This is a genomic window from Streptacidiphilus cavernicola (assembly GCF_042510955.1).
GTDB classification, from domain to species: domain Bacteria; phylum Actinomycetota; class Actinomycetes; order Streptomycetales; family Streptomycetaceae; genus Streptacidiphilus; species Streptacidiphilus cavernicola.
The window spans coordinates 24,999-50,681 of the sequence record NZ_JBHFAB010000003.1 but is presented as its reverse complement, the minus strand read 5'-3'; the positions used below and the strand labels follow the sequence as shown (position 1 = coordinate 50,681).

Annotated in this window: 24 protein-coding genes; 11 read left to right on the top strand and 13 right to left on the bottom strand. The window is 71.9% G+C overall.

The window, feature by feature from the left end; all coding sequences use genetic code 11:
• Positions 1-49 precede the first annotated feature (49 nt).
• From pheT to infC, 7 genes are all read right to left on the bottom strand, one after another.
• Positions 50-2,572, bottom strand: coding sequence for a phenylalanine--tRNA ligase subunit beta (pheT, locus tag ACEZDE_RS04550; RefSeq protein WP_380532515.1), 2,523 nt, complete (start codon positions 2,570-2,572; stop codon positions 50-52).
• Positions 2,572-3,696, bottom strand: a complete 1,125-nt coding sequence (gene pheS / locus ACEZDE_RS04545) for a phenylalanine--tRNA ligase subunit alpha (RefSeq protein ID WP_380532513.1) — start codon at positions 3,694-3,696, stop codon at positions 2,572-2,574. Before pheS ends, pheT begins: the two co-directional genes overlap by 1 nt.
• A 104-nt stretch (positions 3,697-3,800) precedes the next feature.
• On the bottom strand, positions 3,801-4,934 hold the full coding sequence (locus ACEZDE_RS04540; protein ID WP_380532509.1) for a sensor histidine kinase: 1,134 nt from the start codon (positions 4,932-4,934) through the stop codon (positions 3,801-3,803).
• A gap of 49 nt (positions 4,935-4,983) precedes the next feature.
• Positions 4,984-5,856, bottom strand: coding sequence for a TrmH family RNA methyltransferase (locus ACEZDE_RS04535; protein ID WP_380532506.1), 873 nt, complete (start codon positions 5,854-5,856; stop codon positions 4,984-4,986).
• 102 nt (positions 5,857-5,958) lie between these two features.
• Entirely contained in the window at positions 5,959-6,354 is a 396-nt protein-coding gene (gene rplT, locus ACEZDE_RS04530; RefSeq protein WP_380532503.1) for a 50S ribosomal protein L20, read from the bottom strand.
• Positions 6,355-6,441: 87 nt separating this feature from the next.
• Positions 6,442-6,636 carry a 50S ribosomal protein L35 gene (rpmI, locus tag ACEZDE_RS04525; protein ID WP_380532501.1) on the bottom strand — a complete coding sequence of 65 codons (195 nt, stop codon included), beginning with the start codon at positions 6,634-6,636 and terminating at the stop codon, positions 6,442-6,444.
• A 117-nt stretch (positions 6,637-6,753) separates the two neighbouring features.
• On the bottom strand, positions 6,754-7,494 hold the full coding sequence (infC, locus tag ACEZDE_RS04520; RefSeq protein WP_380533331.1) for a translation initiation factor IF-3: 741 nt from the start codon (positions 7,492-7,494) through the stop codon (positions 6,754-6,756).
• Positions 7,495-7,968: 474 nt separating this feature from the next.
• Here infC and ACEZDE_RS04515 point away from each other — a divergent pair, with 474 nt between their 5' ends.
• Positions 7,969-8,322, top strand: a complete 354-nt coding sequence (locus ACEZDE_RS04515) for a DUF1844 domain-containing protein (protein ID WP_380532498.1) — start codon at positions 7,969-7,971, stop codon at positions 8,320-8,322.
• 99 nt (positions 8,323-8,421) lie between these two features.
• Complete coding sequence (locus ACEZDE_RS04510; protein WP_380532495.1) at positions 8,422-9,435, top strand: serine hydrolase; 1,014 nt, start codon at positions 8,422-8,424, stop codon at positions 9,433-9,435.
• A 61-nt stretch (positions 9,436-9,496) separates the two neighbouring features.
• On the opposite strand, the gene ACEZDE_RS04505 is transcribed toward ACEZDE_RS04510, so the two are convergent.
• Positions 9,497-10,246, bottom strand: a complete 750-nt coding sequence (locus ACEZDE_RS04505; protein WP_380532492.1) for an SseB family protein — start codon at positions 10,244-10,246, stop codon at positions 9,497-9,499.
• Positions 10,247-10,315: 69 nt separating this feature from the next.
• On the opposite strand from ACEZDE_RS04505, the gene ACEZDE_RS04500 reads away from it, so the two are divergent.
• Positions 10,316-11,515 carry an amino acid deaminase/aldolase gene (locus ACEZDE_RS04500; protein ID WP_380532489.1) on the top strand — a complete coding sequence of 400 codons (1,200 nt, stop codon included), beginning with the start codon at positions 10,316-10,318 and terminating at the stop codon, positions 11,513-11,515.
• Between the two features lie 96 nt (positions 11,516-11,611).
• Here the strand turns inward: ACEZDE_RS04500 and ACEZDE_RS04495 are convergent, their stop codons facing one another.
• The 4 genes from ACEZDE_RS04495 to ACEZDE_RS04480 all read right to left on the bottom strand — a co-directional run bounded on the left by ACEZDE_RS04495 (position 11,612) and on the right by ACEZDE_RS04480 (position 16,431).
• Complete coding sequence (locus tag ACEZDE_RS04495; protein ID WP_380532486.1) at positions 11,612-12,625, bottom strand: DUF2510 domain-containing protein; 1,014 nt, start codon at positions 12,623-12,625, stop codon at positions 11,612-11,614.
• Between the two features lie 191 nt (positions 12,626-12,816).
• The gene (locus tag ACEZDE_RS04490) at positions 12,817-13,605 is read right to left on the bottom strand and encodes a 3-oxoacyl-ACP reductase (RefSeq protein WP_380532483.1); all 789 of its coding nucleotides are present in this window, start codon (positions 13,603-13,605) and stop codon (positions 12,817-12,819) included.
• 7 nt (positions 13,606-13,612) lie between these two features.
• Positions 13,613-15,058 (bottom strand): aldehyde dehydrogenase family protein, encoded by a 1,446-nt coding sequence (locus ACEZDE_RS04485; RefSeq protein ID WP_380532480.1) that lies wholly within the window; start codon positions 15,056-15,058, stop codon positions 13,613-13,615.
• A gap of 11 nt (positions 15,059-15,069) precedes the next feature.
• Positions 15,070-16,431, bottom strand: coding sequence for a glutamine synthetase family protein (locus ACEZDE_RS04480; RefSeq protein WP_380532477.1), 1,362 nt, complete (start codon positions 16,429-16,431; stop codon positions 15,070-15,072).
• 90 nt (positions 16,432-16,521) lie between these two features.
• Between ACEZDE_RS04480 and ACEZDE_RS04475 the strand changes: the two genes are divergently transcribed.
• The 3 genes from ACEZDE_RS04475 (at position 16,522) to ACEZDE_RS04465 (ending at position 18,859) form a co-directional block, all read left to right on the top strand.
• Positions 16,522-17,316, top strand: a complete 795-nt coding sequence (locus ACEZDE_RS04475) for a FadR/GntR family transcriptional regulator (RefSeq protein WP_380532475.1) — start codon at positions 16,522-16,524, stop codon at positions 17,314-17,316.
• Positions 17,317-17,493: 177 nt separating this feature from the next.
• Positions 17,494-18,207, top strand: a complete 714-nt coding sequence (locus ACEZDE_RS04470; RefSeq protein ID WP_380533329.1) for a gamma-glutamyl-gamma-aminobutyrate hydrolase family protein — start codon at positions 17,494-17,496, stop codon at positions 18,205-18,207.
• 67 nt (positions 18,208-18,274) lie between these two features.
• On the top strand, positions 18,275-18,859 hold the full coding sequence (locus ACEZDE_RS04465) for an RNA 2'-phosphotransferase (protein WP_380532472.1): 585 nt from the start codon (positions 18,275-18,277) through the stop codon (positions 18,857-18,859).
• 53 nt (positions 18,860-18,912) lie between these two features.
• On the opposite strand, the gene ACEZDE_RS04460 is transcribed toward ACEZDE_RS04465, so the two are convergent.
• Complete coding sequence (locus ACEZDE_RS04460) at positions 18,913-19,812, bottom strand: oxidoreductase (protein ID WP_380532469.1); 900 nt, start codon at positions 19,810-19,812, stop codon at positions 18,913-18,915.
• A 124-nt stretch (positions 19,813-19,936) separates the two neighbouring features.
• Here ACEZDE_RS04460 and ACEZDE_RS04455 point away from each other — a divergent pair, with 124 nt between their 5' ends.
• From ACEZDE_RS04455 to ACEZDE_RS04435, 5 genes are all read left to right on the top strand, one after another.
• Positions 19,937-20,905, top strand: coding sequence for a 5'-3' exonuclease (locus ACEZDE_RS04455; protein ID WP_380532466.1), 969 nt, complete (start codon positions 19,937-19,939; stop codon positions 20,903-20,905).
• 674 nt (positions 20,906-21,579) lie between these two features.
• Positions 21,580-21,831: a hypothetical protein gene (locus ACEZDE_RS04450; RefSeq protein WP_380532464.1), complete on the top strand. Its 252-nt coding sequence runs from the start codon at positions 21,580-21,582 to the stop codon at positions 21,829-21,831.
• Between the two features lie 113 nt (positions 21,832-21,944).
• Positions 21,945-22,397 carry a hypothetical protein gene (locus ACEZDE_RS04445; protein ID WP_380532461.1) on the top strand — a complete coding sequence of 151 codons (453 nt, stop codon included), beginning with the start codon at positions 21,945-21,947 and terminating at the stop codon, positions 22,395-22,397.
• Between the two features lie 101 nt (positions 22,398-22,498).
• Positions 22,499-23,419, top strand: a complete 921-nt coding sequence (locus ACEZDE_RS04440) for a hypothetical protein (protein ID WP_380532458.1) — start codon at positions 22,499-22,501, stop codon at positions 23,417-23,419.
• Between the two features lie 137 nt (positions 23,420-23,556).
• The gene (locus tag ACEZDE_RS04435; protein ID WP_380532455.1) at positions 23,557-24,828 is read left to right on the top strand and encodes a permease; all 1,272 of its coding nucleotides are present in this window, start codon (positions 23,557-23,559) and stop codon (positions 24,826-24,828) included.
• The last annotated feature ends 855 nt before the right edge of the window (positions 24,829-25,683 follow it).

Here is a 25,683-nt window from a genome sequence, read left to right as displayed (position 1 = left end):
CCGTCCGGGGGGTGGCAGGCCGCCGATCGTCCGGGCTCCAGACTGTCCGTCAGCCGCGCAGGGCCGCCCCGGTGCGGGCCACCGCCTCGGCGATGGCGGCCTCACGGGCCGCGGTCGCCTCCTCCGCGGTCAGCGTCCGGTCGGCGGCGCGGAAGCGCAGCGCGTAGGCCAGCGACTTCCGGTCCGCGCCGAGCTGCTCGCCGGTGTAGACGTCGAACAGCCGCAGCGACTCCAGCAGCGGGCCGGCGCCGGCCCGCAGCGCCGCCTCGACCTCGGCGGCCGGGACGGAGTCGGCGACCACCAGCGCGACGTCCTGGGTGGCGACCGGGAAGCCGGAGATCCTCGGCCCCTCGGCCTGGCGCACCCCATCGGCGGTGAGCAGGTCGACGTCCAACTCCATCGCGCAGGTGCGCTCCGGCAGGTGCAGCGCCTTGACCGTGCGCGGGTGCAGCTCACCGGCGTGGCCGACCAGCCGGTCGCCCACGTACAGCGCGGCGCAGCGGCCCGGGTGCCAGGGCGCGTGCTGCGCCTGGCGGACCGTCAGCTCCACGCCCGCGGCGGCGGCCACGGTACGGGCCGACTCGACCGCGTCGGCCCAGGTCGCCGCGCGGCTCTGGCCCCACCAGCCGTCGGGCTCGCGGGAGCCCGCGAGGACGGTGGCGACGCGGTGCGGCTGACGCGGCAGCGCCGCGTTCAGCAGCGCGATCTCCTCGTCGGTGGGACGGCGGTCGACCGGCAGCCGGGGCGCCTGGAACAGCGCCTTCTGGTCGGTGCCGTCGACCCGGAACACCAGGCCCTGCTCGAACAGCGCCACGTCCACCGCGCCCCGGCCGACGTTCCGGCGCAGCGCCGCGAGCAGGCCCGGCAGCAGCGTGGTGCGCAGCGACGGCTCCTCGTCGGAGATGGGGTTGGCGAGCGTGACCGTCCTCCGACGGTCGTCGTCCGGCTCCAGGCCGAGCGCGTCCAGGGCCGTCTCGCCGAGGAACGGGTAGTTCAGCACCTCGACGTAGCCGGCCCCGGCCAGCGCAAGACCGGTCCTGCGCCGCAGCCGCTGGGCCTCGGTGAGCCCGCGCCCGGCCGGGACCTGCGGCAGCGTGGAGGGCAGCTCCTCGTAGCCCTCCAGCCGGATGACCTCCTCGGCGAGGTCGTTGGGGTCGGTCAGGTCGGGCCGCCAGCTCGGCGGGGTGACCACCAGGACGTCCCCGCCCGCGACGGTGCAGCCGACCTCCTGCAGCCGGCGGACCACGGTCTCCCGGCCGTACTCCTGCCCGGCCACCCGGTCGGGGTGGTCGGCGCTGATGGTGATGCTGTGCACCGGGTGCGCGGCGGCGATGTCGGTGACCCCGGCCTCCGCCGTCCCGCCCGCGACCAGGACCAGCAGGTCCACCGCGCGCTGTGCGGCAGCCTTGCCCGCCTCCGGGTCCACCCCGCGCTCGAAGCGCTTGGCGGCCTCGGACGGCAGCTTGTGCCGGCGGACGCTGCGGGCGATCGAGACCGGCGCGAAGTGCGCGGCCTCGACCACGATCTCGGTGGTGCCGGTGATCCGGCCGGTCTCCGGATCCTCGACCGCGGTGGCGATCTCGGTGCCCGCGCCGCCCATCACCCCGGCCAGGCCGATCGGCCCGGAGTTGTCGCAGATCAGCAGGTCCTCGGGGTCGAGGGTGCGCTCCACGCCGTCCAGCGTGCGCAGCTTCTCCCCGGCCAGGGCGCGGCGGACGGTGATCGCACCGTCGATCCGGCTGCGGTCGTAGGCGTGCAGCGGCTGGCCGAGCTCCAGCATCACGTAGTTGGTGATGTCGACGGCCAGCGAGATCGGGCGCATCCCGGCCTTCTGGATCCGCCGCTGCATCCACAGCGGGGACAGCGCGGTCGGGTCGACGCCGGTGACGCCGCGGGCCACGAAGCGGTCGCAGCCGAACGGGTCCTCGACCTTGACCAGCGGGCCGTAGGAGTTGGCCGGGGGGACGTCCAGCAGCGCCGGGTCGCTCAGCGGCAGCCCGTAGGCGATGGCGGCCTCGCGGGCCACGCCGCGCACCGACAGGCAGTAGCCGCGGTCGGCGGTGACCGCGATGTCCAGCACCTCGTCGACCAGCTCCAGCAGCTCGACCGCGTCGGTGCCGGGCTCGAACTCGGGCGGCAGCACGATGATGCCGTCGTGGTCGTCGCCCATGCCCAGCTCGCGGGCGGAGCAGATCATGCCCTCGGAGGTGTGGCCGTAGGTCTGCCGGGCGGCGATCGGGAACGGTCCGGGCAGGACGGCGCCGGGCAGCACCACGACCACCTTGTCGCCGACCGCGAAGTTCCGGGCGCCGCAGACGATGTTCTGCGGGCCGCCGTGGCCGTTCGCGTCGCCGACGTCGACCTGGCAGTAGCGGATGGGCTTCTTGAAGCCGGTCAGCTCCTCGATGGCGAGGACGCGACCCACCACCAGCGGGCCCTTGAGGTCGGCGCCGACCTGCTCGACGGTCTCGACCTCCAGGCCAGCCCGGACCAGCCGGTCGGCCACGTCACGGCCGGTCTCACCCGCGGGCAGGTCGACGTACTCCCGCAGCCAGGAAAGCGGGACGCGCATCAGATCTCCATCCCGAACGGAAGGGTGAAGCGCACGTCACCCTCCACGATGTCTCGCATGTCTTCGACGTTGTGGCGGAACATCAGCAGGCGCTCGATGCCGAAGCCGAACGCGAAGCCGCTGTACCGGTTGGGGTCGATCCCGCAGGCGACCAGCACCCGGGGGTTGACCATCCCGCAGCCGCCCAGCTCGATCCAGCCCTCGGAGGAGCAGGTCCGGCAGGGGCGGTCCGGGTTGCCGACGGACTCGCCGCGGCAGGAGAAGCACACCATGTCCATCTCGGCGGACGGCTCGGTGAACGGGAAGTAGTTCGGACGCAGCCGCGTCGCCATCCCCGCGCCGAACAGCGACACCACCATGTGGTCCAGGGTGCCCTTGAGGTCCGCCATGGTCAGGCCCTCGTCCACGGCCAGCAGCTCGATCTGGCTGAAGACCGGGGTGTGGGTGGCGTCCAGCTCGTCCGAGCGGAACACCCGGCCGGGGCAGATCACGTAGATCGGCGGCTCGGAGGCGGCCAGCATCGAGCGGATCTGCACGCCCGAGGTGTGCGTCCGGAGCACCACGCCGTCGGTCGGCTCGCCCGCGGAGTCGCGCAGGAAGAAGGTGTCCTGGGTGGAGCGCGCGGGGTGGTCCGGGCCCATGTTGAGGGCGTCGAAGTTCAGCCACTCGGCCTCGACCTCGGGACCCTCGGCGATGGCGTAGCCCATCGACGTGAAGATGTCGCCGAGCCGCTCGGAGAGCGTGGTCAGCGGGTGCCGGCCGCCGCGCGGGGCGCGGTCGTACGGGAGGGTGACGTCCACGGCCTCCTCGGTGAGCACGCGGGCGTCCCGCTCGGCCTCCAGCTCGACCCGGCGCTCGGCCAGCGCCTTGTTGACGGCGCCGCGGGCCTGGCCGACCCGCTTGCCGGCCTCGGCCTTGGCCTGCGGGGGCAGCGCGCCGATCTCCCGGTTGGCGAGGGCCAGCGGGGAGCGGTCACCGGTGTGGGCGACCTTGGCCTCCTGCAGCGCGGCGAGGTCGCCGGCGGCGGTGAACGCGGCCAGGGCCGCGTCGCGCAGGCGCTCGATCTCTTCCGGCTTCAACGCCTCTACCTCGACCGGGTCATAGGACTTGTTCGGTGCGGACATCTCTCTCTTCCCGTGCTCCTGCGTGGATCGTGCGGGTATGTGGCATCGCACCACGCCAGTGGACGAGTCTACTGAGGTTCTGGAGGTGACGACGCCCGCGCGGCTCAGAGCATGAACTCGGGCAGGCCCGCGGGCAGCACGAATCGGAACCTGGCGCCGCCCTCGGGCATCCGGTCCACCGCGATGCTGCCGCCGTGCGCCTCGACGATGCCCTTGACGATGTAGAGGCCGAGGCCGGTCCCGCCGCGCTTGCTGCCGCGCCAGAACCGGGTGAAGACCCGCGGAATCGATTCCTCGGGGATGCCGGGGCCCTGGTCCGAGACCGTCACCGCCGTCACCTCCCGGAGCTGGCCGGAGGCGAGGACCGCCTGCTCGGACCGGACCTCGATGGTGACAGTTCCCTCACCGTGCCGCACCGCGTTTTCCAGCAGGTTGCCCAGCACCTGGTCCACCTTGTCCGCGTCCGCCCACAGCGGCGGCAGCGGCTCGTGGACCTGCACCACGAAGCGCTCCGGCGCGGTGCCCGCGGCGATCTTGCCGTCCACGTGGTGCCGGATCGCGGCCGGGAGGTCGACCTTCTGCCGCCGGACCTCCAGCCGTCCGGCGTCGATCCTGGAGATGTCGAGCAGCTCGGCGATCAGCCGGGTGACCCGGTTGGCGTCGGCGTCGACCGTCTCCAGCATCAGCTTCTTCTGGTCGTCGGTGAACCGCTCCCACTTCTGCAGCAGGGTCGCGGTGAAGCCCTTGACGCTGGTCAGCGGGCTGCGCAGCTCATGGGCGACGGTGGCGATCAGCTCGGCGTGGCTGCGCTCGGTACGCCGCCTGGCCTCGGTGCCGCGCAGGGTGACCACCACCCGGGTGACCGGCCCGGTGCCGCCGTCGGCGCGCAGGTAGCGGGCCGAGACCAGGACCTCCCGGCCGCCGGGCAGCAGCAGGTTGCGCTCGGGCTGACGGGTGCGTATCCGCAGGCCGCCGTAGGGGTCGGTGAGCTGCCACCAGCGTCGGCCCTCCAGGTCCTCCAGCGGCAGCGCCTCGGCCAGGGTCCGACCCAGGGCGAGCGCGGCCGGGATGCCGCTGATCCGCACCGCCGCGGCGTTGAAGCAGACCACCCGCTGGTCGGCGTCGGCCACCACCAGGCCGTCCGGGAGCTCCTCCGGATCGAGCCAGCCCAGGCCGACCCCGGCGCCCCGGGGCACGGCAGTCGGAACGACCACGCCGGCCTGCCGCGTGTCGGTCATGACCGCCCTCCCTCCGGATCCCGCCGTCACCCGCGATCCTCCGGTCACCCTAGCGAATGACCGGCTGCTCGCGGCACCCGCCGGAGGCGCGTTGGGCGCGCGCGGAGGCGTAGAGGCACACGGCGGCGGCCGTGGCGAGATTCAGGCTCTCGGCGTGTCCGTGGATCGGGACCCGCACCACCTCGTCCGCCAGTGCGCGGGTGGCCTCCGGCAGGCCCCAGGCCTCGTTGCCGAAGACCCAGGCGGTGGGCCCGCCCAGGGCGCCGTCGTCCAGCTCGGCGTCGAGGTCGCGGGCGCCCGCGCCGTCCGCCGCCAGGATCCGCACCCCGGCGTCGCGCAGGCCCTTGACCGCCAGCTCCACCGGGACCCCGACCGCGACCGGGAGGTGGTAGAGGCTGCCGACCGAGGCCCGGACCGCCTTGGGGTTGTAGAGGTCCACCGAGCCGTCGGTGAGCACCACCGCGTCCGCGCCGGCGGCGTCGGCGGTGCGCAGCACCGTCCCGGCGTTGCCGGGGTCGCGGACGTGCGCGAGCACCGCGACCAGCCGCGGCCGGGCGGCCAGCACCTGCTCGAAGCCGGTGTCGACGAAGCGGCAGACGGCGGCGATGCCCTGCGGGGTGACGGTCTGGCAGACCGCCTCGATCACCTCGTCGGTCGCGGTGAGCACCGGGATCCGGGCGGCACGGGCGTGGTCCAGCAGCTCCGGGTGCCGCTCGGCGGCCTCGGCGGTGGTGTAGATCTCCACCACGGCGTGCTCGCCGCCGGGCAGCGTCCCGTGGGCCACGGCCTCGCGGACCGCCTGCGGGCCCTCGGCGACGAAGCGGCGCTCCTTGCCGCGCTGGGCGCGGCGGGAGAGCCGGCGGGCGGCGCTGACCCGGGTCGAGCGCAGCGAGGTGAGCTCGGGGGACGGCTGCTGGGGCATCGCGGTTCTCACTTCGGGTGGGCTGGGCTGAAAACGACACTGGACCCGCAGGGCGTCATTCCCTGCGGGTCCAGCTCACAGCACGGCGACGGAGTCGACTGCTCAGGCGGCGTCGGCGGCGACGCGGGGCGCGTTCACGTCGGCCGGGAGGGCCTTCTGCGCGACCTCGACCAGCGTGGCGAAGGCGCCGGCGTCGTGCACGGCCAGCTCGGCCAGCATCTTCCGGTCGATCTCGACGTTGGCCAGCTTCAGACCCTGGATCAGGCGGTTGTACGTCATGCCGTTGGCACGCGCCGCGGCGTTGATGCGCTGGATCCACAGCTGACGGAAGTCGCCCTTGCGCTTCTTCCGGTCGTTGTAGTTGTAGGTGAAGGAGTGCAGCAGCTGCTCCTTCGCCTTGCGGTACAGGCGCGAGCGCTGGCCGCGGTAACCGCTGGCGCGCTCGAGGACGACCCGGCGCTTCTTGTGGGCGTTTACTGCCCGCTTGACGCGTGCCACGTTGTTACTCCTTGATGAGGACCGCGGTCAGTCTCACGCGGTCCGGTGACGAATGGTTCGAGGGGATCGGCTGCGCAGGGCGCAGGATCACTTGCCGAGAAGCTTCTTGACCTTCTTGACGTCAGCCGGGGACACCTCGACCGTGCCGGCCAGGCGACGGGTCAGCGTGGACGACTTGTGCTCGAGCAGGTGACGGCGGCCGGCGCGCTGGCGCAGCACCTTGCCGGAGCCAGTGATCTTGAAGCGCTTGCTGGCACCGGAGTGCGTCTTGTTCTTCGGCATGTCGCCGTACTCTCCTCGTCGGTCCGCTGCCCGCCCGTGCGCCGGGGCGCGAGCGGGAGCGCTGTGGTTCTCCAGGGCCCTCCGGCGGGTGCCGGGGGGCCGGGCGGACGTGGCAGCCTAGCTGGCCGCCACCTCCTGGTTGTCCGCGACCTCGGCGTCCGCGGGGGCGACGTCGGCATCGGCGGCAGCCTCGTCGGCGGCCTCCGCTGCGTCGTCGAGCTCCTGCGGCTCGTCGGCCTCGGGGGCTTCGTCGGCCGAGAGGACGTCCTCGTCGTCGGCCGGGCGGCCCTGACGCTCGGCCTTGCGCGCGGCGGCTGCCTCGCGGGCCTCGGCCATGGCCTCGGTCTTCTTCTTGTGCGGGCCGAGCACCATGATCATGTTTCGGCCGTCCTGCTTGGGGTTGGACTCGATGAAGCCCAACTCCTCCACGTCCGAGGCGAGGCGCTGCAACAGCCGGAAGCCGAGCTCGGGGCGGGACTGCTCACGACCGCGGAACATGATCGTGATCTTGACCTTGTCACCCTGCTTGAGGAACCGGACGACGTGACCCTTCTTGGTGTCGTAGTCGTGCGGGTCGATCTTCGGCCGGAGCTTCATCTCCTTGATGACCGTGTGCGCCTGGTTCTTGCGCGCCTCACGGGCCTTCATGGCGGACTCGTACTTGAACTTGCCGTAGTCCATGAGCTTGCACACCGGCGGCCGGGCGGTCGCCGCGACCTCGACCAGGTCCAGGTCGTACTCCTGCGCAAGTTCCAGGGCCTTGGCAAGCGGCACGATGCCGACCTGCTCGCCGCTGGGACCGACGAGTCGCACCTCAGGGACGCGAATCCGGTCGTTGATGCGGGGCTCAGTGCTGATGGATCCTCCTCGGTTGCACCTCGCGGCTGCCGACCCGGCAGCCGCGTTATGCGGACTGGTTTACCGCCATACAGGACTTCATTCGTACCGCGGTGGGAACAACGCGCCGGGCGTTTCACCGCGGGCACGAAAAAAGCCCCGCATGACACACAGGCGGGGCTCCACGGAAACCGGGCACGCTGCTGCGGAGCTGAGTGTCCGCGGTACGCGCTGGGTGGTGTCACGCTGGTAGGCGTGAACCACCGGACCGGAACCCGACGACCCGGGGGTCGATGCGGGTGGGAGAAGGAGCCTCCACTTGCGGGCCTGGCACCACACCCCACGGGCATGACGACCTGGCCGGTCAGTGTCCAACCATAGCAGCGTTCCGGCGTAGCGCAGAATTCCCCGGTTCGGCAAGCTTCGGGCAGACTCTCGGACAGAACAGTCGGACCGACATCCATGATCAGCCAGGACCAGCGAGGCGAGCCCCAGATGACCACCCAGCCCGAGACCCCCGACATCGACGACCTGACCCGGGACATCGCCGACGTGCCGGCCGTGGAGCTGATCACCACCACCGCCGTGCACCTGCTGAGCGCGGCGGCGGTCAACCTGGGCCTGGCCGAGGACGGCGAGCAGCACAAGGACCTGGACGAGGCGCGCAAGCTGATCAACGCCCTGGCCGGGCTGCTCACCGCCGCCGCGCCGGACCTCAGCACCTACCACGCCGCCCCGCTCCGGGACGGGCTGAAGTCGCTTCAGCTCGCCTTCCGCGAGGCCTCGCTGGTCCCGGACGCCCCGGGCACCGGCCCCGGCGAGAAGTTCACCGGCCCGGTCTACGGCTGACCGGGACGCCATCCCGGCGACAGCCCCGGCGGCGGTTGCCAGGGAACGGCCAGGCTGCTCCTAGGGCGGTCAGAGGAACGCTGCCTAACGTGCCGGTGCATGTGGAGCAGATTCGCGGCACGGCCGCGCGAGGGGACCGACCACCGCGTCCGGCCCCGGACCGCCGTCATCTGCACGGTCGCCGGGGTGCTGGCGGTGGCCGGGACGACGACGCTGGCGGTGCACGGCGGCTCGGCGCGGGCGTCGACCTCGGCGGCGGCGACCGGCTCGGGCGCCGGGTCGGCGGTGGCCGCGCCGTCCCCCGGCAGCGCCTCGCCCACCCCGTCCGCCACCCTCTCGCCCACCGGCGCCCCGTCGGCTACGGTGACCGCGACGCCGAGCGCGCCCGCCTCCACGCGTCCGACCGATTCGGGAGACGGCATGGACGCACTGAAGGACGCGGTGGCGCGGGCCTCGGGCAACGCCTCGGTCTCCGTGGTCGACCTGACCACCGGAGCCTCGCTGGACTACGGCGCGGCCGGACACTCCTTCGTCACCGCCAGCATCGTCAAGCTGGACATCCTGGCCACCCTGCTGCTGCAGACCCAGGGGCAGGGCGGACTCAGCACCTCCCAGCGCGCGCTGGCCACCAGCATGATCGAGAACAGCGACAACGACGCCGCGAACAGCCTCTACCTCGCCATCGGCGCACACAGCGGCCTGGACGCCGCCAACAAGCGCTTCGGGCTCGGCTCGACCCAGGGCGGCACCGACGACTACTGGGGTCTGACCACGACCACCGCGGCGGACCAGGTGAAGCTGCTGCGCCAGGTGTTCACCGGCTCCTCGCTGCTGGACGCCGCCTCCCGGGAGTACGTCCAGGGCCTGCTCCGCCAGGTCGAGACCGACCAGCGCTGGGGCGTCAGCGCCGCGGCCACCGGCGACTACCAGCTCAAGAACGGCTGGCTGCCCCGCTCCGCCACCGGGCTGTGGGTGATCAACAGCACCGGGCTGGTCGACCACGACGGCCACCAGCTACTGATCTCCGTGCTCTCCGACGGCAATCTGTCCGAGAGCCAGGGCATCACCCTGGTCGAGTCGGTGGCCAAGGCCGCGGCGGAGACGGTCGGCTGAAGCTCTAGCTTAGGGTGAGGGTTGAGGGTTGAGGCGGCGTCAGCGGCCCGTCAGGTCCGGCTCAGCGGGCGTACAGCGGCTCGGCCGGCTCCGCCCTGGAGGCGGGCACGACGGCCAGGTCCAGGCCGCGGTCCAGCCGGATCCGCAGCAGCTCGTGCTCGGCCAGCGCCGCGGCCAGCCGCTGGACCGACCGGCCGAGCCCGGCCGGGTCGGCGGCCGGGTCCGGGATCAGCGCCAGCAGCGCGTCCGTCTCCGCGCTGGGGAGCAGATGCGCCCGCAGTACCTCGGGGTGCCGCGCCAGCACTCCGCGCACCGCCTCGGCGACCTCCGGGTCGCGCAGCGGGTCGATCCGGGCCCTGCCCTCGGCCACCGCGCGCATGGCCGCGCCCGACAGTTCGTAGAAGGCGGGACCGGCCAGGTCGATCAGCAGCGCGTCGGCCTGCTCCGACCAGGCCGCCCGGACCGCCTGCGCGGCCGGGACCGGCGCGGGGCGGGCGTCCGCGCGCCAGCGGGCCAGCGCGTCCAGAGAGGTGAAGGCGGGCAGGCCGCGGCGTCCGTCCGGGGTCTGCACGGTCGGGACGGCCATGTCGCTGGACTTCTCGTGCGTCAGGCCGTCGGCGCCGGTCTCGGCCTCGCCGAGGATCGCCACGATCGGGACCATCAGCCGGGCGCCGACCAGCGCGTCGAGCAGTTGCCGCTCGGTGTCCGCCGAGGGCTGCGCGGCGTGCCGGGCCAGCGCCTCCGCGAGCCGGGGGTCCGCCGCACCGTCGTCACCCGAGAACCCCGGGTCGGGGATGTTCTTGCGCTGCACCCGGCGAGCCTAGTCGATCGGGCCGGGTCCCCCTACCGACAGGTAGGCGCGGTGTGGCAGTCTTCGCGCATGGTGACACCCTCCGCAGACCGCGCCCGCTACGACCGCGCCACCGTCGGCCTCGACGCCCCGCTGGCGATCGTGGACCTGGAAGCCTTCGACGCGAACGCCCAGGACCTGGTCCGACGCGCGGGCGGCAAGCCGATCCGGGTGGCCAGCAAGTCGGTGCGCTGCCGGGCCCTGCTGGAGCGGGTGCTCCGGACGGACGGCTTCCAGGGGATCATGAGCTTCACCCTGGCCGAGTCGATCTGGCTGGCCAGAGCCGGCTTCGACGACATCCTGCTCGCCTACCCCTCCGCCGACCGGGCCGGATACGCCGAGCTGGCGGCCGACCCCAAGCTGGCCGGGGCGGTCTCGGTACTGGTGGACGACCCGGCCCAGCTCGACCTGATCGACGCCGCGCACGGAGCGGGGACCGAGGAGATCCGGGTCTGCCTGGAGCTGGACACCGCGCTGCAGCTGTTCGGCGGACGGGTCCGGGTCGGCGCCCGGCGCTCCCCGCTGCGCACCCCCGAGGCGCTGGCGGCGTTCGCCGGGCTGGTGCAGAACCGTCCCGGCTTCCGGGTGGTCGGCCTGATGGCGTACGAGGGGCACATCGCGGGCGTGGGCGACCGGATCGCCGGGCGCCCGTTCCGGTCCCGGGCGATCCAGGCCATGCAGCGCAAGGCCCGCGCCGAGCTGGCGCAGCGCCGCGCCGACGTGGTGGCCGCGGTCCGGCGCGTCGCCGACCTGGAGTACGTCAACGGCGGCGGCACCGGCAGCGTGGAGAGCACCGTCGCGGAGGCCTCGGTGACCGAGGTCGCGGCCGGCTCCGGCCTCTACGTCCCCCGGCTGTTCGACAACTACCGGTCGTTCACCGGCCGTCCGGCGGCGCTGTTCGCGCAGCCGGTGGTACGGCGGCCCGGGGTGGGCGTGGTGACGGTGCTCGGCGGCGGCTACCCGGCGTCGGGCGCGGCCGGGGCGGACCGCTCCCCCGTCCCCTACCTGCCGGAGGGGCTGCGCTACGACCCGCAGGAGGGCGCGGGCGAGGTGCAGACGCCGCTGCTGGGCTCGGCCGCGGACGATCTGCTGATCGGCGACAAGGTGTGGTTCCGGCACGCCAAGGCCGGGGAGCTGTGCGAGCGCTTCGCCGAACTGCGGCTGATCGAGGGCGACCGGATCGTGGAGACGGTGCCGACCTACCGCGGCGAGGGCATGACCTTCCTCTGAACTCTCGCTCTGGTGGCGGCACGGGCGGCCGTACCGACGAGAGCCCCCGCCGAAGGACTTCGGCGGGGGCTCTCGTCTGCGGGGAGGAAGGCGTGGTCAGGAGTTGCTGCCGCTCGTTCCGCCGGAGCCGCTCGCGCCGCTGCCGCCGCCCAGGCTCGCGGTGTCGACGTCGGCGATGCCGGAGACGATGGTGTCCATCACCGAGACCGCGGGCGCCTTGGCCGCGGTGTCGAAGCCCATGTGCAGGGCGACCAGGGACTTGTTGTCGCTGGTCGGGAAGACCACGGTCTCCACCGTGCCGCTGTTGCCGACCTTGGCGTCGACCTTCCAGCGGATCAGGTAGCCGGAGCGGCCGGCCACGGTGACCGCCTGGGACTCCAGCTGCTGGTGTCCGGTGATGTCGCCGTAGGCGTCCTTCACCGCACCGGCGATGTCGGCCTCGGCGGCGGCCTTGGCGCCGGCGCTGACCGAGGCCTTCAGGGTCGCCGTGTTGGCGCCGCCGAGGGTGCAGCCGTTGCTGGACTGGGCGCAGGTGTACTGGCCGACGTAGAGGGAGGCGTAGCCGTCCTGGGTGGTGCCGCCGGTCCAGCCGCTGGGGATGGGCAGCGAGACGCCGTCGATCAGGTCCAGCGCGGTGGTGCTGTTGCCCCCGTTGCCGGGGAGGCCGCCGGAGCCGCCATTGCCGCCGCTGCCGCCGGAACCCCCGCTGCCGCCTGAGCCGCCGCCGGTGCCGGGGAGGCCGCCGGAGCCGCCGCCCTGGGAGCCGCCGGAGCCGCCGTTGCCGCCCTCGCCGCCGGTGCCGCCGCCGAGCTGGCCGTTGCCCGACCCGAAGCGCTGGGAGGGTGCGGAGGCATTGCTGCTCGACTTGTTGTTGTCCATGATCAGGTAGGTGGTCAGGCTGCCGACGCCGAGGCCGACCAGGGCCGCCACCGTACCGGCCACGACGGTGGCCCGCCGGGGGCGGGGCCGTTTGGCCGGGACAGCGGGCAGCACCTCGTCGGGCTTGGTGCTGACGGTCCATTCGGAACCGTTCCACCAGCGCTGACCGGGGTGGGCAGGGTCAAGGGGCTTGGGGTCCGGGTACCAGCCGGCCGGGGTCGTCGTACTCACAGCCGCAATCTACGGCCAATTCGATAAACGTGCGATCAACCGGTTCTGAGGATCGGCTGAGATTGACGTGTGGAAGGTGGCACCCGTACTCATGAGCGACCCCGCCCGCGCTCCGATCCGGTCGGGCCGGAGGTTGGGCCGAAGGGGGTCCCGTCCGCGCCGGGGTTGCGTCGGCTACGTCGTTGCGTCGGCTACATCGGGGTCACGTAGGCTCCGCCGATGCCGCCGTCCACCAGAAACTCGTTGGCCGTCATGAACGACGAGTCGTCGCTGGCCAGGAAGGCCACCGCGGCGGCGATCTCCTCCGGGCGGGCGAACCGTCCCAGCGGGATGTGCACCAGCCGCCGGGCCGCGCGCTCCGGGTCCTTGGCGAACAGCTCGCGCAGCAGCGGGGTGTCCACCGGCCCCGGGCACAGCGCGTTCACCCGGATGCCCTCGCGGGCGAACTGCACGCCCAGCTCCCGGGACATCGCCAGCACCCCGCCCTTGGACGCGGTGTACGAGATCTGCGAGGTCGCCGCCCCCATCACCGCGACGAAGCTGGCGGTGTTGATGATCGAGCCCCGCCCCTGCCGCTGCATGTACGGCAGCGCCGCCTTGCAGCAGAGGAAGACCGAGGTCAGGTTGACCTCCTGGACCCGGCGCCAGGCGTCGAGCCCGGTGGTCAGGATCGAGTCGTCGTCGGGCGGCGAGATCCCGGCGTTGTTGAAGGCGACGTCGACGCTGCCGTAGGTGTCGAACGCGGCCTTGAACAGGGCCTCGACCTGCTCGGCGTCAGTCACGTCGACCTTGGCGAACAGCCCGCCGACCTCCTCGGCGGCGGCCTTGCCCGCGGTCTCGTCCACGTCGCCGCAGACGACGTGGGCGCCCTCGCTCGCCAGCCGACGGGCGGTGGCCAGGCCGATGCCGCTGCCGGCGCCGGTGACCACGGCGGTGCGGCCGACCAGGCGGCGGCAGATGGATTCTTCGTTGCTGCTCACGGCTCTGCTACTCCTCGGTGGAAAAGAAGACGTTCTTGGTCTCGGTGAAGTGGGTCAGCGCGTCCGGGCCCAGCTCACGGCCCAGGCCCGATTCGCCGAAGCCGCCGAAGGGCGTCCAGTAGCGGACCGAGCTGTGCGAGTTCACCGACAGGTTGCCCGCCTCGACGCCGCGGGCAAGACGCATCGCCCGGCCCAGGTCGCGGGTCCAGATCGAGCCCGACAGCCCGTAGCGGGTGCCGTTGGCCAGCCGCAGCGCGTCCGCCTCGTCGGTGAACGGGAGGACCACGGCGACCGGGCCGAAGATCTCCTCGGTCGCGGCCGGGCTGTCCGGGTCGTCCGGGGCGAGCAGCGTCGGCGGGAGCCAGAAGCCCGGCCCTGACGGGGCCTCACCCCGCGCCACCACCCGCTGATCAGACGTCAGGTAGCCGCGCACCCGCTCCCGTTGGACCGCGGAGATCAGCGGGCCCATCTCGGTCGCCGGATCGGCCGGGTCGCCGACCCGGACCGCGGCCAGGGCCGGGGCGAGCAGCGCCAGGAAGTCGTCGTAGACCTCGCGCTGGACCAGGATCCTGGTCCGGGCGCAGCAGTCCTGCCCGGCGTTGTCCAGGAAGGCCATCGGCGCGGTGGCGGCGGCACGGGCCAGGTCGGCGTCGGCGAAGACCAGGTTGGGGCTCTTGCCGCCGAGTTCCAGGGTGACCCGCTTCAACTGCCCGGCGCAGCGGGCCATGATCTCCTTGCCGACCGCGGTGGAGCCGGTGAAGACCACCTTCCGCACGCCCGGGTGGTCCACCAGCGCCCGTCCGGTGACCGGCCCGTACCCGGGCAGCACCTGGAACAGGCCTTCGGGCAGCCCGGCGGCGAGGGCGAGGTCGGCCAGCCGCAGCGCGGTCAGCGGGGTGGTCTCGGCCGGTTTCAGCAGCACCGCGTTGCCGGCCGCCAGGGCCGGGGCGAAGCCCCAGGCGGCGATCGGCATCGGGAAGTTCCAGGGCGCGATCACGGCGACCACGCCGAGCGGCTCATGGAAGGTGACGTCCAGGCCGCCGGACACCGGGATCTGTCGCCCGGTCAGCCGTTCGACCCCGCCCGCGGCGTACTCCAGCAGGTCGCGGACGTTGCCAGCCTCCCAGCGGGCGTTGCCGACGGTGTGCCCGGCCTGGCGCACCTCCAGCGCGGCCAGTTCGTCCAGTGCGCCGTCCACCGCGTCGGCAAAGCGGCGCAGCAGCCGGGCGCGGTCGGCCGGGGCGAGGGCGGCCCAGCTCTGCTGCGCCTTGGCGGCGCGGGCGACGGCGGCGTCCACCTGGTCCGCGGTGGTGGCGGGGACGGTGGCGACCACCTCCTCGGTGGCCGGGTTGAGCACGGTCAGCGGACTTTCGGTCGGCGGACTGTAGGTCGGCGGACTGTAGGTCGGCGGCTCGTGGGCTGACGGCTCGTGGGTCGGCGGCTCGTGGGTCATCTGCTGGGGGCTCACATTCGCTCGAAGGAGCGGAACCGCTCCCAGTCGGTGACGGCGGTGTCGTAGGCGTCCTGCTCGACCTCGGCCATCCGCAGGTAGTGCCGCACCACGTCGCTGCCGAAGGCCTCCTCGGCGAGCTTGCTGCCGGACCAGAGCCCGGCCGCCTCGCGCAGGGTGCCCGGGAGGTGGTCGTAGTCGGCGTCGTAGGCGTTGCCGGTGCAGGGTTCAGGCAGCTCAAGCTCGTGTTCGACGCCGTGCAGCCCGGCCGCGACCATCGCCGCCACGGCGAGGTACGGGTTGACGTCCCCGCCGGGGGCGCGGTTCTCGAAGCGCAGCGAGGGGCCGTGGCCGACCACGCGGAGCGAGCAGGTGCGGTTGTCCCGGCCCCAGGCGACCGCGGTCGGGGCGAAGGAGCCGGGGCGGAAGCGCTTGTAGGAGTTGATGTTGGGCGCGTAGAGCAGCGTCAGCTCGCGCATCGCGGCCAGCTGACCGGCCAGGAAGTGCCGCATCAGCGGAGCCATCCCGCCGTCCGCCGCGGCGAAGGCCGGTCGGCCCTCGGCGTTGCGGAGCGAGAGGTGGACGTGGCAGCTGTTGCCCTCGCGCTCGTTGTACTTGGCCATGAAGGTCAGCGACTGGCCCTCCTGCGCCGCGATCTCCTTGGCCCCGGTCTTGTAGACGCTGTGCTGGTCGCAGGTGGTCAGCGCCTCGTCGTAGCGGAAGGCGATCTCGTGCTGGCCGAGGTTGCACTCGCCCTTCGCCGACTCGACCACCATCCCGGCCGCGCCCATCTCGTTGCGGATCCGGGCCAGCAGCGGTTCGATCCGGGCGGTGGCGAGGAGGGAGTAGTCGGCGTTGTACTGGTTCGCCGGGGTCAGTCCGCGGTAGCCGCGGTCCCAGGCGTCCTCGTAGGTGTCCTTGAAGACGATGAACTCCAGCTCGGTGCCGACCCAGGCGCTGAGGCCGCGTTCGGCGAGCCGGTCCAGCTGGCGGCGCAGGATCTGCCGGGGCGAGGCCGGGACCGGGCTGCCGTCCAGCCAGGCGAGGTCGGCGGTGACCAGGGCGGTGCCGGGCTGCCAGGGGGTGAGCCGCAGCGTGGCCAGGTCGGGGACCAGGGCGAAGTCGCCGTAGCCGGTGTCCCAGGAGGCCATCGGATAGCCGTCCACGGTGTTCAGTTCGACGTCCACGGCGAGCAGGTAGGCGCAGCCCTCGCCGCCGTGGGCGAGCACGTCGTCCAGGAAGAATCCGGCGGCGAAGCGCTTGCCCTGGAGCCTGCCCTGCATGTCGGTGAAGGCGAGGGCAACGGTGTGGATCTCCCCGGCCGCGATCATGCGGCGCAGCTCCGGGACACTGAGCGGGGGTTGACGGTCTGTCACGGGCTTGCCTCCGACTGCTGTCATGCATGCTACGGGCTGCCGAGCGAGTCAAAGGTATGTCCTTGTACCATTGAAAGGGAAGGGGGATCGATGAGCGAAGCGGGCGAGGCGACGGGCGTGCCGGGCGACGTGGCGGAGGGGGATCCGCTGGGGGCGGTGCTGCGGCCGGTGCGTTCGGGGAACACCTTTGAGGAAACGGTTCAGCGACTGCTGCAGCTGATCCGGCTCGGCCTGGTGCCCGAAGGCGAGCGGCTGCCCCCGGAACGGGACCTCGCCGAACGGCTCCAGGTCAGCCGGGTCACCCTGCGCGAGGCGCTGAAGGTGCTGCAGGACGCCGAGCTGCTGGAGGTCCGCCGCGGTCGCTACGGCGGCGCCTTCGTCCGCCGTCCCGACGTCGGCCCGGGGGCCGGACCCGCCGCGGCCGACGGTACCGAGCTGCGCCGGCGGGCCGAACTGCTCGGCGACCGGCTGGAGGACACCCTGCTGTTCCGCGAGGTGCTGGAGGTCGGCGCCGCCGAACTCTGCGCCGCCCGCCAGGCCGCACGACAGCTGGACCCGTCGGCGGCGCAGCGGCTGCGCGACTGCCTGGCCGCGACCTCGGCCGCCCCGCTCGACGGCTACCGCCGCCAGGACACCCTGCTGCACCTCGCCATCGCCGAACTGTGCGGCTCGGTCTCGGTCGCCACCCAGTACGCCGGAGTCCGCGCCACCGTCAACGACCTGCTCGGCGGCATCCCGCTGCTGCCGCCCAACCTCGAACACAGCGAGCGGCAGCACCGTGAGCTGGTCGCCGCGATCCTCGGCGGCGAGCCGGACCGGGCCCGCGCGGTGATGCGCGAACACCTGGCCGGAACGGCGGCCCTGCTCCGCGGGTTCCTGGCCTGACCCAGCGGGTCGTCCGCGAGTCGGCTGCCGCCCGGCCCGCGTCGCTACCGGCACCACGTCCGTCCGCATCCGCGCTCCGCACCCGCGCTCGCACCCGCGGCCCGCACCCGCGCTTTGCCCGTCCGTTGCCGCATCCTCCGGGAGGTCCGCTCCGTGTCCCCGTCCCCGTCCCCGTTCCTGGCCCGTCCGCTCATCGGTGTGACCACCTACCTCGTGCCCGCCGACTGGGGAGTCTGGACCAAGCAGCGCGCCGCCCTGCTGCCGGTCGAGTACGCCGGCCTGATCCAGTCCTCCGGCGGCATCGCCGCCCTGCTGCCGCCGGACGATCCGGACGTCGCCGCCGCCGTGGTGGCCCGGCTGGACGGACTGGTCGTCAGCGGCGGCCCGGACGTCGACCCGTCCCGCTACGGCGCGGAACCCCACCCGCGCACCGACCCGCCGACGCCGGAACGGGACGCCTGGGAGCTGGCCCTGGTCGCCGCCGCGCTGGAACGCGGGCTGCCGCTGCTCGGCATCTGTCGCGGCATGCAGCTGCTGAACGTGGCCTGCGGCGGCGACCTGGTCCAGCACCTGCCCGACGCGGTCGGCCACGAGGGCCACTCCCCCACCCACGGCGCCTACGCAGGCCACCCGGTCACCGCCGTCCCCGGCACCCGGCTGGCGGAACTGCTCGGCACCGCCGCCGTGGACGTCCCCACCTACCACCACCAGGCCGTCCGCCGCCTGGGCGCGGGCCTGACCGCGAGCGCGCACCACCCGGACGGCACGGTCGAGGCGTTCGAACGGGCCGATGTCCGGGCGGACGGATTCATGCTGGCCGTGCAGTGGCACCCGGAGCAGGGGACGGACCTGCGGCTGGCCGAGGCGCTGATCGCCGCCGCCCGCGGTTGAACCGCCGCCCGCGGTTGAGTGGAAAGTCAGAGGACGGCCGCGCGGCCCCGGCGCTATCGTCCCGAGCATGTCTGAGACACACACCCACGAGCCCGACCGCGGCAAGCGGTCGGTGAAGAGATCGAAGTTCCTCTCGCTGATCCTCCGTCACAACCCGGGCGCCGTCGGCATCACTCTCGATGCGGCCGGCTGGGTCGACGTACCGGTGCTGCTGGACGCGCTCGCCGCGCACGGGCGGCCGATGAGCCGGGCCGAACTCGACCAGGTAGTCGCCGAGAACGACAAGAAGCGGTTCGCCTTCGACGGCAGCGGCAGCCGGATCCGGGCCAGCCAGGGCCACAGCGTGCCGGTCGAGCTCGGCTACACCGACGCGGAACCGCCCGCACTGCTCTTCCACGGCACCCATCCGAGCGTGCTGGACACCATCCGGCGCGAGGGACTGCGCCCGATGCAGCGGCACGACGTCCACCTCTCCCCCGACGCCGGGACCGCCGTCCGGGTCGGCGCCCGCCGGGGCCGTCCGGTCGTCCTGACCGTGGACGCCGCCCGGATGGCCGCGGACGGCCACCGGTTCCGGGTCAGTGCCAACGGCGTCTGGCTCACCGACACCGTCCCGCCGGAATACCTGGGCAGCCTGCCCGACAGCACCTGACGGCACTGACGGCCTGGCAGCACTACGGCGCAGCACCTCGGGCTGACAGCTACTCAGACCGCGAAGGTCACCCCGGTCAGCGCCTCCGAGACGGCCCACAGCCGCTCCTGCGCGGCGCGGTTGTGCGCGACCGCGATACTCGCCTTGAGCACCGGGAGCCCCCTGGTTTCGAACGGACCGTCGGGACCGTAGTAGTGCGCCCCCATCGCCGACGGGTCGGTGGCCGCCCGCAGCGCCGGCAGCGCGCCCAGCGCCGGGGGCTGCGCGAAGGGGGTCCCGACCAGGGTGTTCAGCGACTGCAGCGGGCCGGGGACATAGCGGGTCAGCTCGGTGGCCGAGAAGCCCGGGTGGGCGGCCAGGGCGATGGTCCTCGCGTCGGAGCCGGCCAGGCGGCGCTGCAGCGCGTACATGAACATCAGGTTGGCCATTTTGGACTGCACGTAGGCGCCCATCCGGCTGTAGTGGCGCTCGGACTGCAGGTCGTCGAAATTGATCCCGGACCTGGCCCGCTTGTGGGCCAGGCTGCTGACGACCACCACGCGCGAGCCCTCGGTGTCCCGGAGCAGGTCGAGCAGCAGCCCGGTGAGGGCGAAGTGGCCCAGGTGGTTGGTGCCGAACTGGAGCTCGAAGCCGTCGGCGGTGCGCTGGTGCGGCGGGATCATCACCCCGGCGTTGTTGATCAGCAGGTCCAGCCGGTCGAAGCGCTGGTGCGCCTCGGCCGCCGCCGCCCGTACCGAGGCCAGCGAAGCCAGGTCCAGGGCGAGCAGCCGGGTGTCGCCGCCGATCTGCTTCGCCGCCGCCTCGGCCTTCGCCGTGTTCCGGCAGGCCAGGACCACGGTCGCGCCCTGCTGTGCGAGCACGGTGGCGGTCTCCAGGCCGAGGCCGGTGTTGGCCCCGGTGACCAGGGCGACCCGTCCGGTCTGGTCGGGCACATCGGCGGCGGTCCAGGCCATGGGGCCCTCCTGAGGGGACGATCTTCGTTCGGGGACAGCGCCCCTCAGCTTGGTTCGACCCGAAATGAGTGTCAAGAAAGGTCAATGGGGGGCGTTGTCACACCCGTACGGGATGATGCCCAGCATGACCGCGACCACGCCCGTTGCCCCGTCGTCGAACCAGCCCCGGTTGATGCTGCTGGACACCGCCAGCCTCTACTTCCGCGCCTACTTCGGCGTCCCCGACTCGGTCCGCTCCCCGGACGGGCAGCCGGTCAACGCCGTCCGCGGGCTGCTGGAGTTCATCACCCGGCTGATCCAGGACCACCACCCGGACCACCTGGTCGCCTGCTGGGACGCGGACTGGCGGCCGCAGTGGCGGGTGGACCTGATCCCCACCTACAAGACCCACCGGCTCGCCGCCGAACCCGACACCGAGGGCCAGGAGGAGATCCCGGACACCCTCTCCCCCCAGGTCCCGGTCATCGCCGCGGTCCTCGACGCCCTCGGCATCGCCCGCGTCGGCGTCCCCGACTACGAGGCCGACGACGTCATCGGCACCCTCGCCACCCACCACCCGGGCCCGGTCGACGTCGTCACCGGCGACCGGGACCTGTTCCAACTGGTGGACGACGCGCGGGGCGTACAGGTCCTGTACCCGATCAAGGGCGTGGGGACCCTGCAGATCACCGACGACGCGCTACTGGTGGAGAAGTACGGCGTGAACGGCGCCCAGTACGTCGACTTCGCCGTCCTCCGCGGCGACCCCAGCGACGGCCTCCCCGGCGTCGTCGGCATCGGCGAGAAGACCGCCACCAAGCTCATCGCCCAGTACGGCGACCTCGCCGGCATCCAAGCCGCCGCCGTCGACCTCGACAGCAAACTCACCCCCGCCCAGCGCAAGCGCCTGATCGAAGGCGCCGCCTACCTCGCCGTCGCCCCCACCGTCGTCAGCGTCGCCACCGACATCCCCCTCCCCACCTTCGACCCCGCGCTCCCCACCGAACCCCTCGACCCCGTCACCCTCGAAGAACTCACCGACCGCTGGGGCCTCGGAACTCCGGTCAAGCGCCTCCTCGACACCCTCGCCGACGCCAAGTCGCAGATCTCGTGACACACAAGGGCACGGAGCTCCCGAGGCGCATTCTCACGCGACTGGCCAAGTTGCAACAGACCCCCCGAAGCAGCTGAGGCCAGCCATGACTGATGAAGACGTCGCCAGACCCGGCCTGCGGGGCACGACACCGACCCGAGCAAGAACCTGGGACGGGATGGCGTCTGCCTCTGCTCGCAAGCTAACGCAGCACCGCGTTCGGATGGCACGGAGCCGTCCAACAAGTCGTCGTGATTTGGTTCCAGCCGTCGAGCGTTCTCGCATCGGCCAGAGCGGCTGAATCAACAACGAATCCGACCTGGGGAAGCTGCTCGGCGGCAGCCACGGTCGGCGGCACCGGCTGTGGATCAGAGCTCTGCTCGATCAGGTGCCGACCGGGTCCGTCCTAGTCTCCGATAGCGAGAGTATCCACCGGCCCCAGAACCACAGCATCCACAACAACTTCGGGACCGGGGGCGACAACGGTCAACTGCCAGGCTCTCCGCCAGACGAGCAACGACCCACTGTAGAGGGGCGGGAGGCCCACATGATCAGGATGCGGTTGCTGCTGCGATTCGCCGCCGGCCGCTCCCTTGCCCGTCCCGGTTGTGCCGGTGTTGCCAGCTTATTGCCTGATGGTCATCGGGCTGGCTCGGGGGGCCGCGCTCGTCTACACGTTCGAGATAGACACAATCGTGCGTCTGGCTGGCGGCAGGCTCGTGGCCACCTACTACGGCCTGTACAACACGGTCTCCGGGGTCGGCATCACCGTGGGCAACATCGCCACCGGCGCCCTGTGGGACACCGCGGTCCGCGCCGGCCATCCGCGCCTGCCCTGGCTCGCGCTGACCACGGTCGGCGTCCTGGGCGCGGCCGGCGTCGCGACCCTGGCCCGCAGCGGACAACTACGCGACCCGGCACCAACCACGTCTGCGGCAACCGCGTGATCCACCACCTCATCGGACCGCGGGCACCGGGTCCGCACCGTCCCGGTGGTTCCGAAGTGCCTGGTAGGTTCCTGGGAAGGGCGTGTGCGAGGGGCAGAAGGGGATCGGCGGCCGTGGACGAGCGCAGGCAGCGGCGAACGGGCGCGGCCCGAATGCTGGCTGTCCTGGCGGTACTGGTCGGGATGTTCCTCATGCACGGCGCCCCGACCTCCGCGACGGGCGACTGCCACGACGCCGCGAGCGCCACCCTTCCCGCAGTCCAGCCCATGTCCGTCCAGCCGATGGCCGCCACACCGGTGTTGAGCAAGTCGGTTGCCGGTAGCACGGTGCTGGTCCCGCGCGCGAGCGCAAGCGGTATGGGCGCGATGAACGGGCTATGCCTGTCCACCGGAACCCGCGACCACCTCGACGTCTCTCCCGCCTCGCTGGTGGCCCTGGCCCTGGTGGTGGTGTTCGCGGCACTGCTCGAGGCCGGTGTCCTCGGCCCCTTCATGCGGGCCAGGCGGGGCGGTCCACCGGGCGCTGGGCGGCAGATACTGCTGCGGGTGTGCATCGCGCGGACCTGACAGGACCACCGGACCCTTGCCAGCAAGGGCTCCGGGTCTGGTTCCTGCCCGACTTCCGCGCGCCGCCGCTGCTGTGGCGGCCCACCCGAAAGACCACCGCCATGTCCTCGTTCGCCCTGCCCACCCGCCGCCTGCTGGCCGCCACCTTGACCGGCGGCGCGCTCGCGTTGACCGTGGTCGCCTGCGGCTCCTCCTCGTCCATGCCCGCCATGCCGGGCATGGACAGCACCAGCGCCGTGCCGTCGATGTCCGCCACCGGCACCGCCACCCCGATGCCCTTGATGAGCGGCATGGGCGCGATGTCCACCGGCGACGGCCTGGCCGCCACCAGCAACGGCTACACCCTGACCTCCACCACCACGACGCTGCCCGCAGGCAAGGCGTCCGGCTACCGGTTCACGATCACCGGCCCGGACGGCAAGCCCGTCACCGGCTTCACCGTCGACCAGACCAAGAAGCTGCACTTCTACGCGATCCGCTCGGATCTGACCGGGTTCCAGCACGTCCACCCGACCATGGCCTCCGACGGAACCTGGACCGCACCGCTGGCCGCCCTGACCGCCGGGACCTGGCGACTGTTCGCCACCTTCACCCCCGATACCGGCGCGGGCAAGGGCACCAACTACGTGCTGAGCCGCACCGTCACCGTCCCCGGCATGCCGATGGACACCGCCCTGCCGGCCGCCTCCACCAGCACCACTGTCGACGGCTACACCGTCACCCTGACCGGTGACCTGATGGCCGGCATGGCCCACCCGCTGACCGTCACCGTCACCCGGGGCGGCAAGCCCGTCACCGACCTTCAGCCCTACCTTGACACCTACGCCCACCTCACCGCCTTCCACGCCGAGGACAGTGCGTTCGCGCACCTGCACCCCACCACCGCGGTGACCAGTGACCACGGCGGCCCGACCCTCGCCTTCCACGCCGAACTCGCCAAGCCCGGCAGCTGGCGGCTGTTCCTCCAGTTCCAGACCGCCGGCCAACTCCACACCACCGCCATCACCGTGCACGTGAGCTGACACCATGCGGGCCGGGGCACTGCCCGAACGACAGCACCCCGGCCCGCTTGTCCGACTATAGAAATACCCCCAGGGGGTATTTTCGTTGCTGTTCCTGACCGGCACGACCAGGCTCACGACACCATCCAGGGGCGACAATGCACGCGATCTGGCACGCACTGTCCATCACCGGCTCGATGACCTGGGAGATCACCTGGGCCCTGATCCTGGGCTTCGCCCTGTCCGCGGTCGTGCAGGCCGTGGTGCGCCGCTCCACGATCATCCGCCTGCTGGGCGATGACCACCCCCGCACGCTGGCGCTGGCCTCGCTGCTGGGTGCGGCCTCCTCCTCGTGCTCCTACGCCGCCGCCGCGCTGGCGCGCTCGCTGTTCCGCAAAGGCGCGAACTTCACCGCCGCCATGGCCTTCGAGATCGCCTCGACCAACCTGGTGGTCGAACTCGGTGTGATCCTGGCGCTGCTGATGGGCTGGCAGTTCACCGCCGCCGAGTTCGTCGGCGGACCCATCATGATCGTGGTCCTGGCAGTGCTGTTCCGGATCTTCCTGCGCGATAAGCTCCTGCGCGAAGCCCGCGGGCAGGCCGACCGCGGGGCCGCCGGGTCCATGGAGGGCCACGCGGCGATGGACATGTCCGTCAAGGGCGAGGGCTCCTTCGCCCGTCGGCTGTTCTCCCGCGAGGGCTACACCTCGGTCGCCCACGTCTTCGTCATGGAGTGGGCCGCGATCCTGCGCGACCTGGTGATCGGCCTGCTCATCGCCGGAGCCATCGCCGCTTGGGTCCCCGACAGCTTCTGGCGCACCTTCTTCTTCGACGGCCACCCCCTGGCGTCCAAGCTCTGGGGCCCGATCATCGGCCCCCTGGTCGCGGTGGTGTCCTTCGTCTGCTCGATCGGCAACGTCCCGCTGGCAGTGGTGCTGTGGAAGGGCGGCATCAGCTTCGGCGGCGTCGTCGCGTTCATCTTCGCCGACCTGCTGATCCTGCCCATCCTCAGCATCTACAAGAAGTACTACGGCTGGCGCATGACCCTCTTCCTGACCGCCATGTTCTACACCGCCATGGTCATCGCCGGCTACGTCGTGGAGCTCGCCTTCGGCGGGCTCGGCCTGATCCCCGACCAGGCCACCGCCAAGATCCCCATGGACGGGGTGAGCTGGAACTACACCACCTTCCTCAACATCGCCTTCCTGCTGCTGGCCGCAGCCCTGCTGGCGCGGTTCCTGCGCACCGGGGGCCGCGAGATGCTCGCCATGATGGGCGGCTCACCCGACGTCGACCACACCCACGACCACGATCACCCTCACGATCACGGTCAGGCGCCCGTCGAGGATCAGCACGGCTCCCACAGCGCGCACCCAGACCACAGCCACAGCGACCACCCGACCGACCACCCCGAAGGGCACCACCACTGACCCGCACCGGGAGACCGTGGCGCCCAGGGGCGTCCGGCGAGGCGGTCCGGTTCAGGGCGCGGTCAGTCGGGAATCCACTGAACGGTCAGGCCCTCGCGGGCGGCGAAGCGCTCGATGTTCGGGTGAAGGTCGTCCGATTCGACGGATCGGATGTCCTCACCAGCCTCGTCGACACGGAGGAGGGAATCGCCGAGGTTGGCCGCATCTCGGGGGTATTGATGAAAGTCGCATGCCTGGCAAGAAGGCCCACCGGTAGATCATCTCCCGGCACTCGAAAATCGATTCTCAGGCGCCAGAACTCTGACAAGGTCCCGCGTCCAGCCGACCACCCTGCTCGACTTTAGCTGCCCGCGCGGTCACATGTTTTTGCTCATGCATGGAGGTCAACGGCACGATCGAGGCCATAGTCGGACTGTCTGCCAAAGTGGTCAGGTCCACCCGGTGACCGCTCTGGCCATGAGGGCAGCACCGGCTCGACCATCGCCACAACTCGTCGTCCACGAGCCACGGCTTGACACTCACGCCATCACGAACGGCTCAATCGTCTACCGGTTACGGCTCACCCGAACCGCTCCGCCAGATCGCATTAAGAGCTCTTATCAAATAATGCCAGTCCACCAAGTGTCGAATTGAGGACTACGTCGATAGAATACATTTGCCTGAATTGGCTCACATATCGCCACAAAAATTCCACCTTCCGGGATTTCCATAGCCAGTTTGAACGATGTCCCTCCACTGGTTCGTGCTACTCCGAGCCGTAGGAGATGTTGCCCTGGTGCCAGCGGTACAAACTTTGGTCGCTTTGACGTCCGCGAGCACATGCAGTGCAAGGTTTCGTTCTCGCGTATCGATACA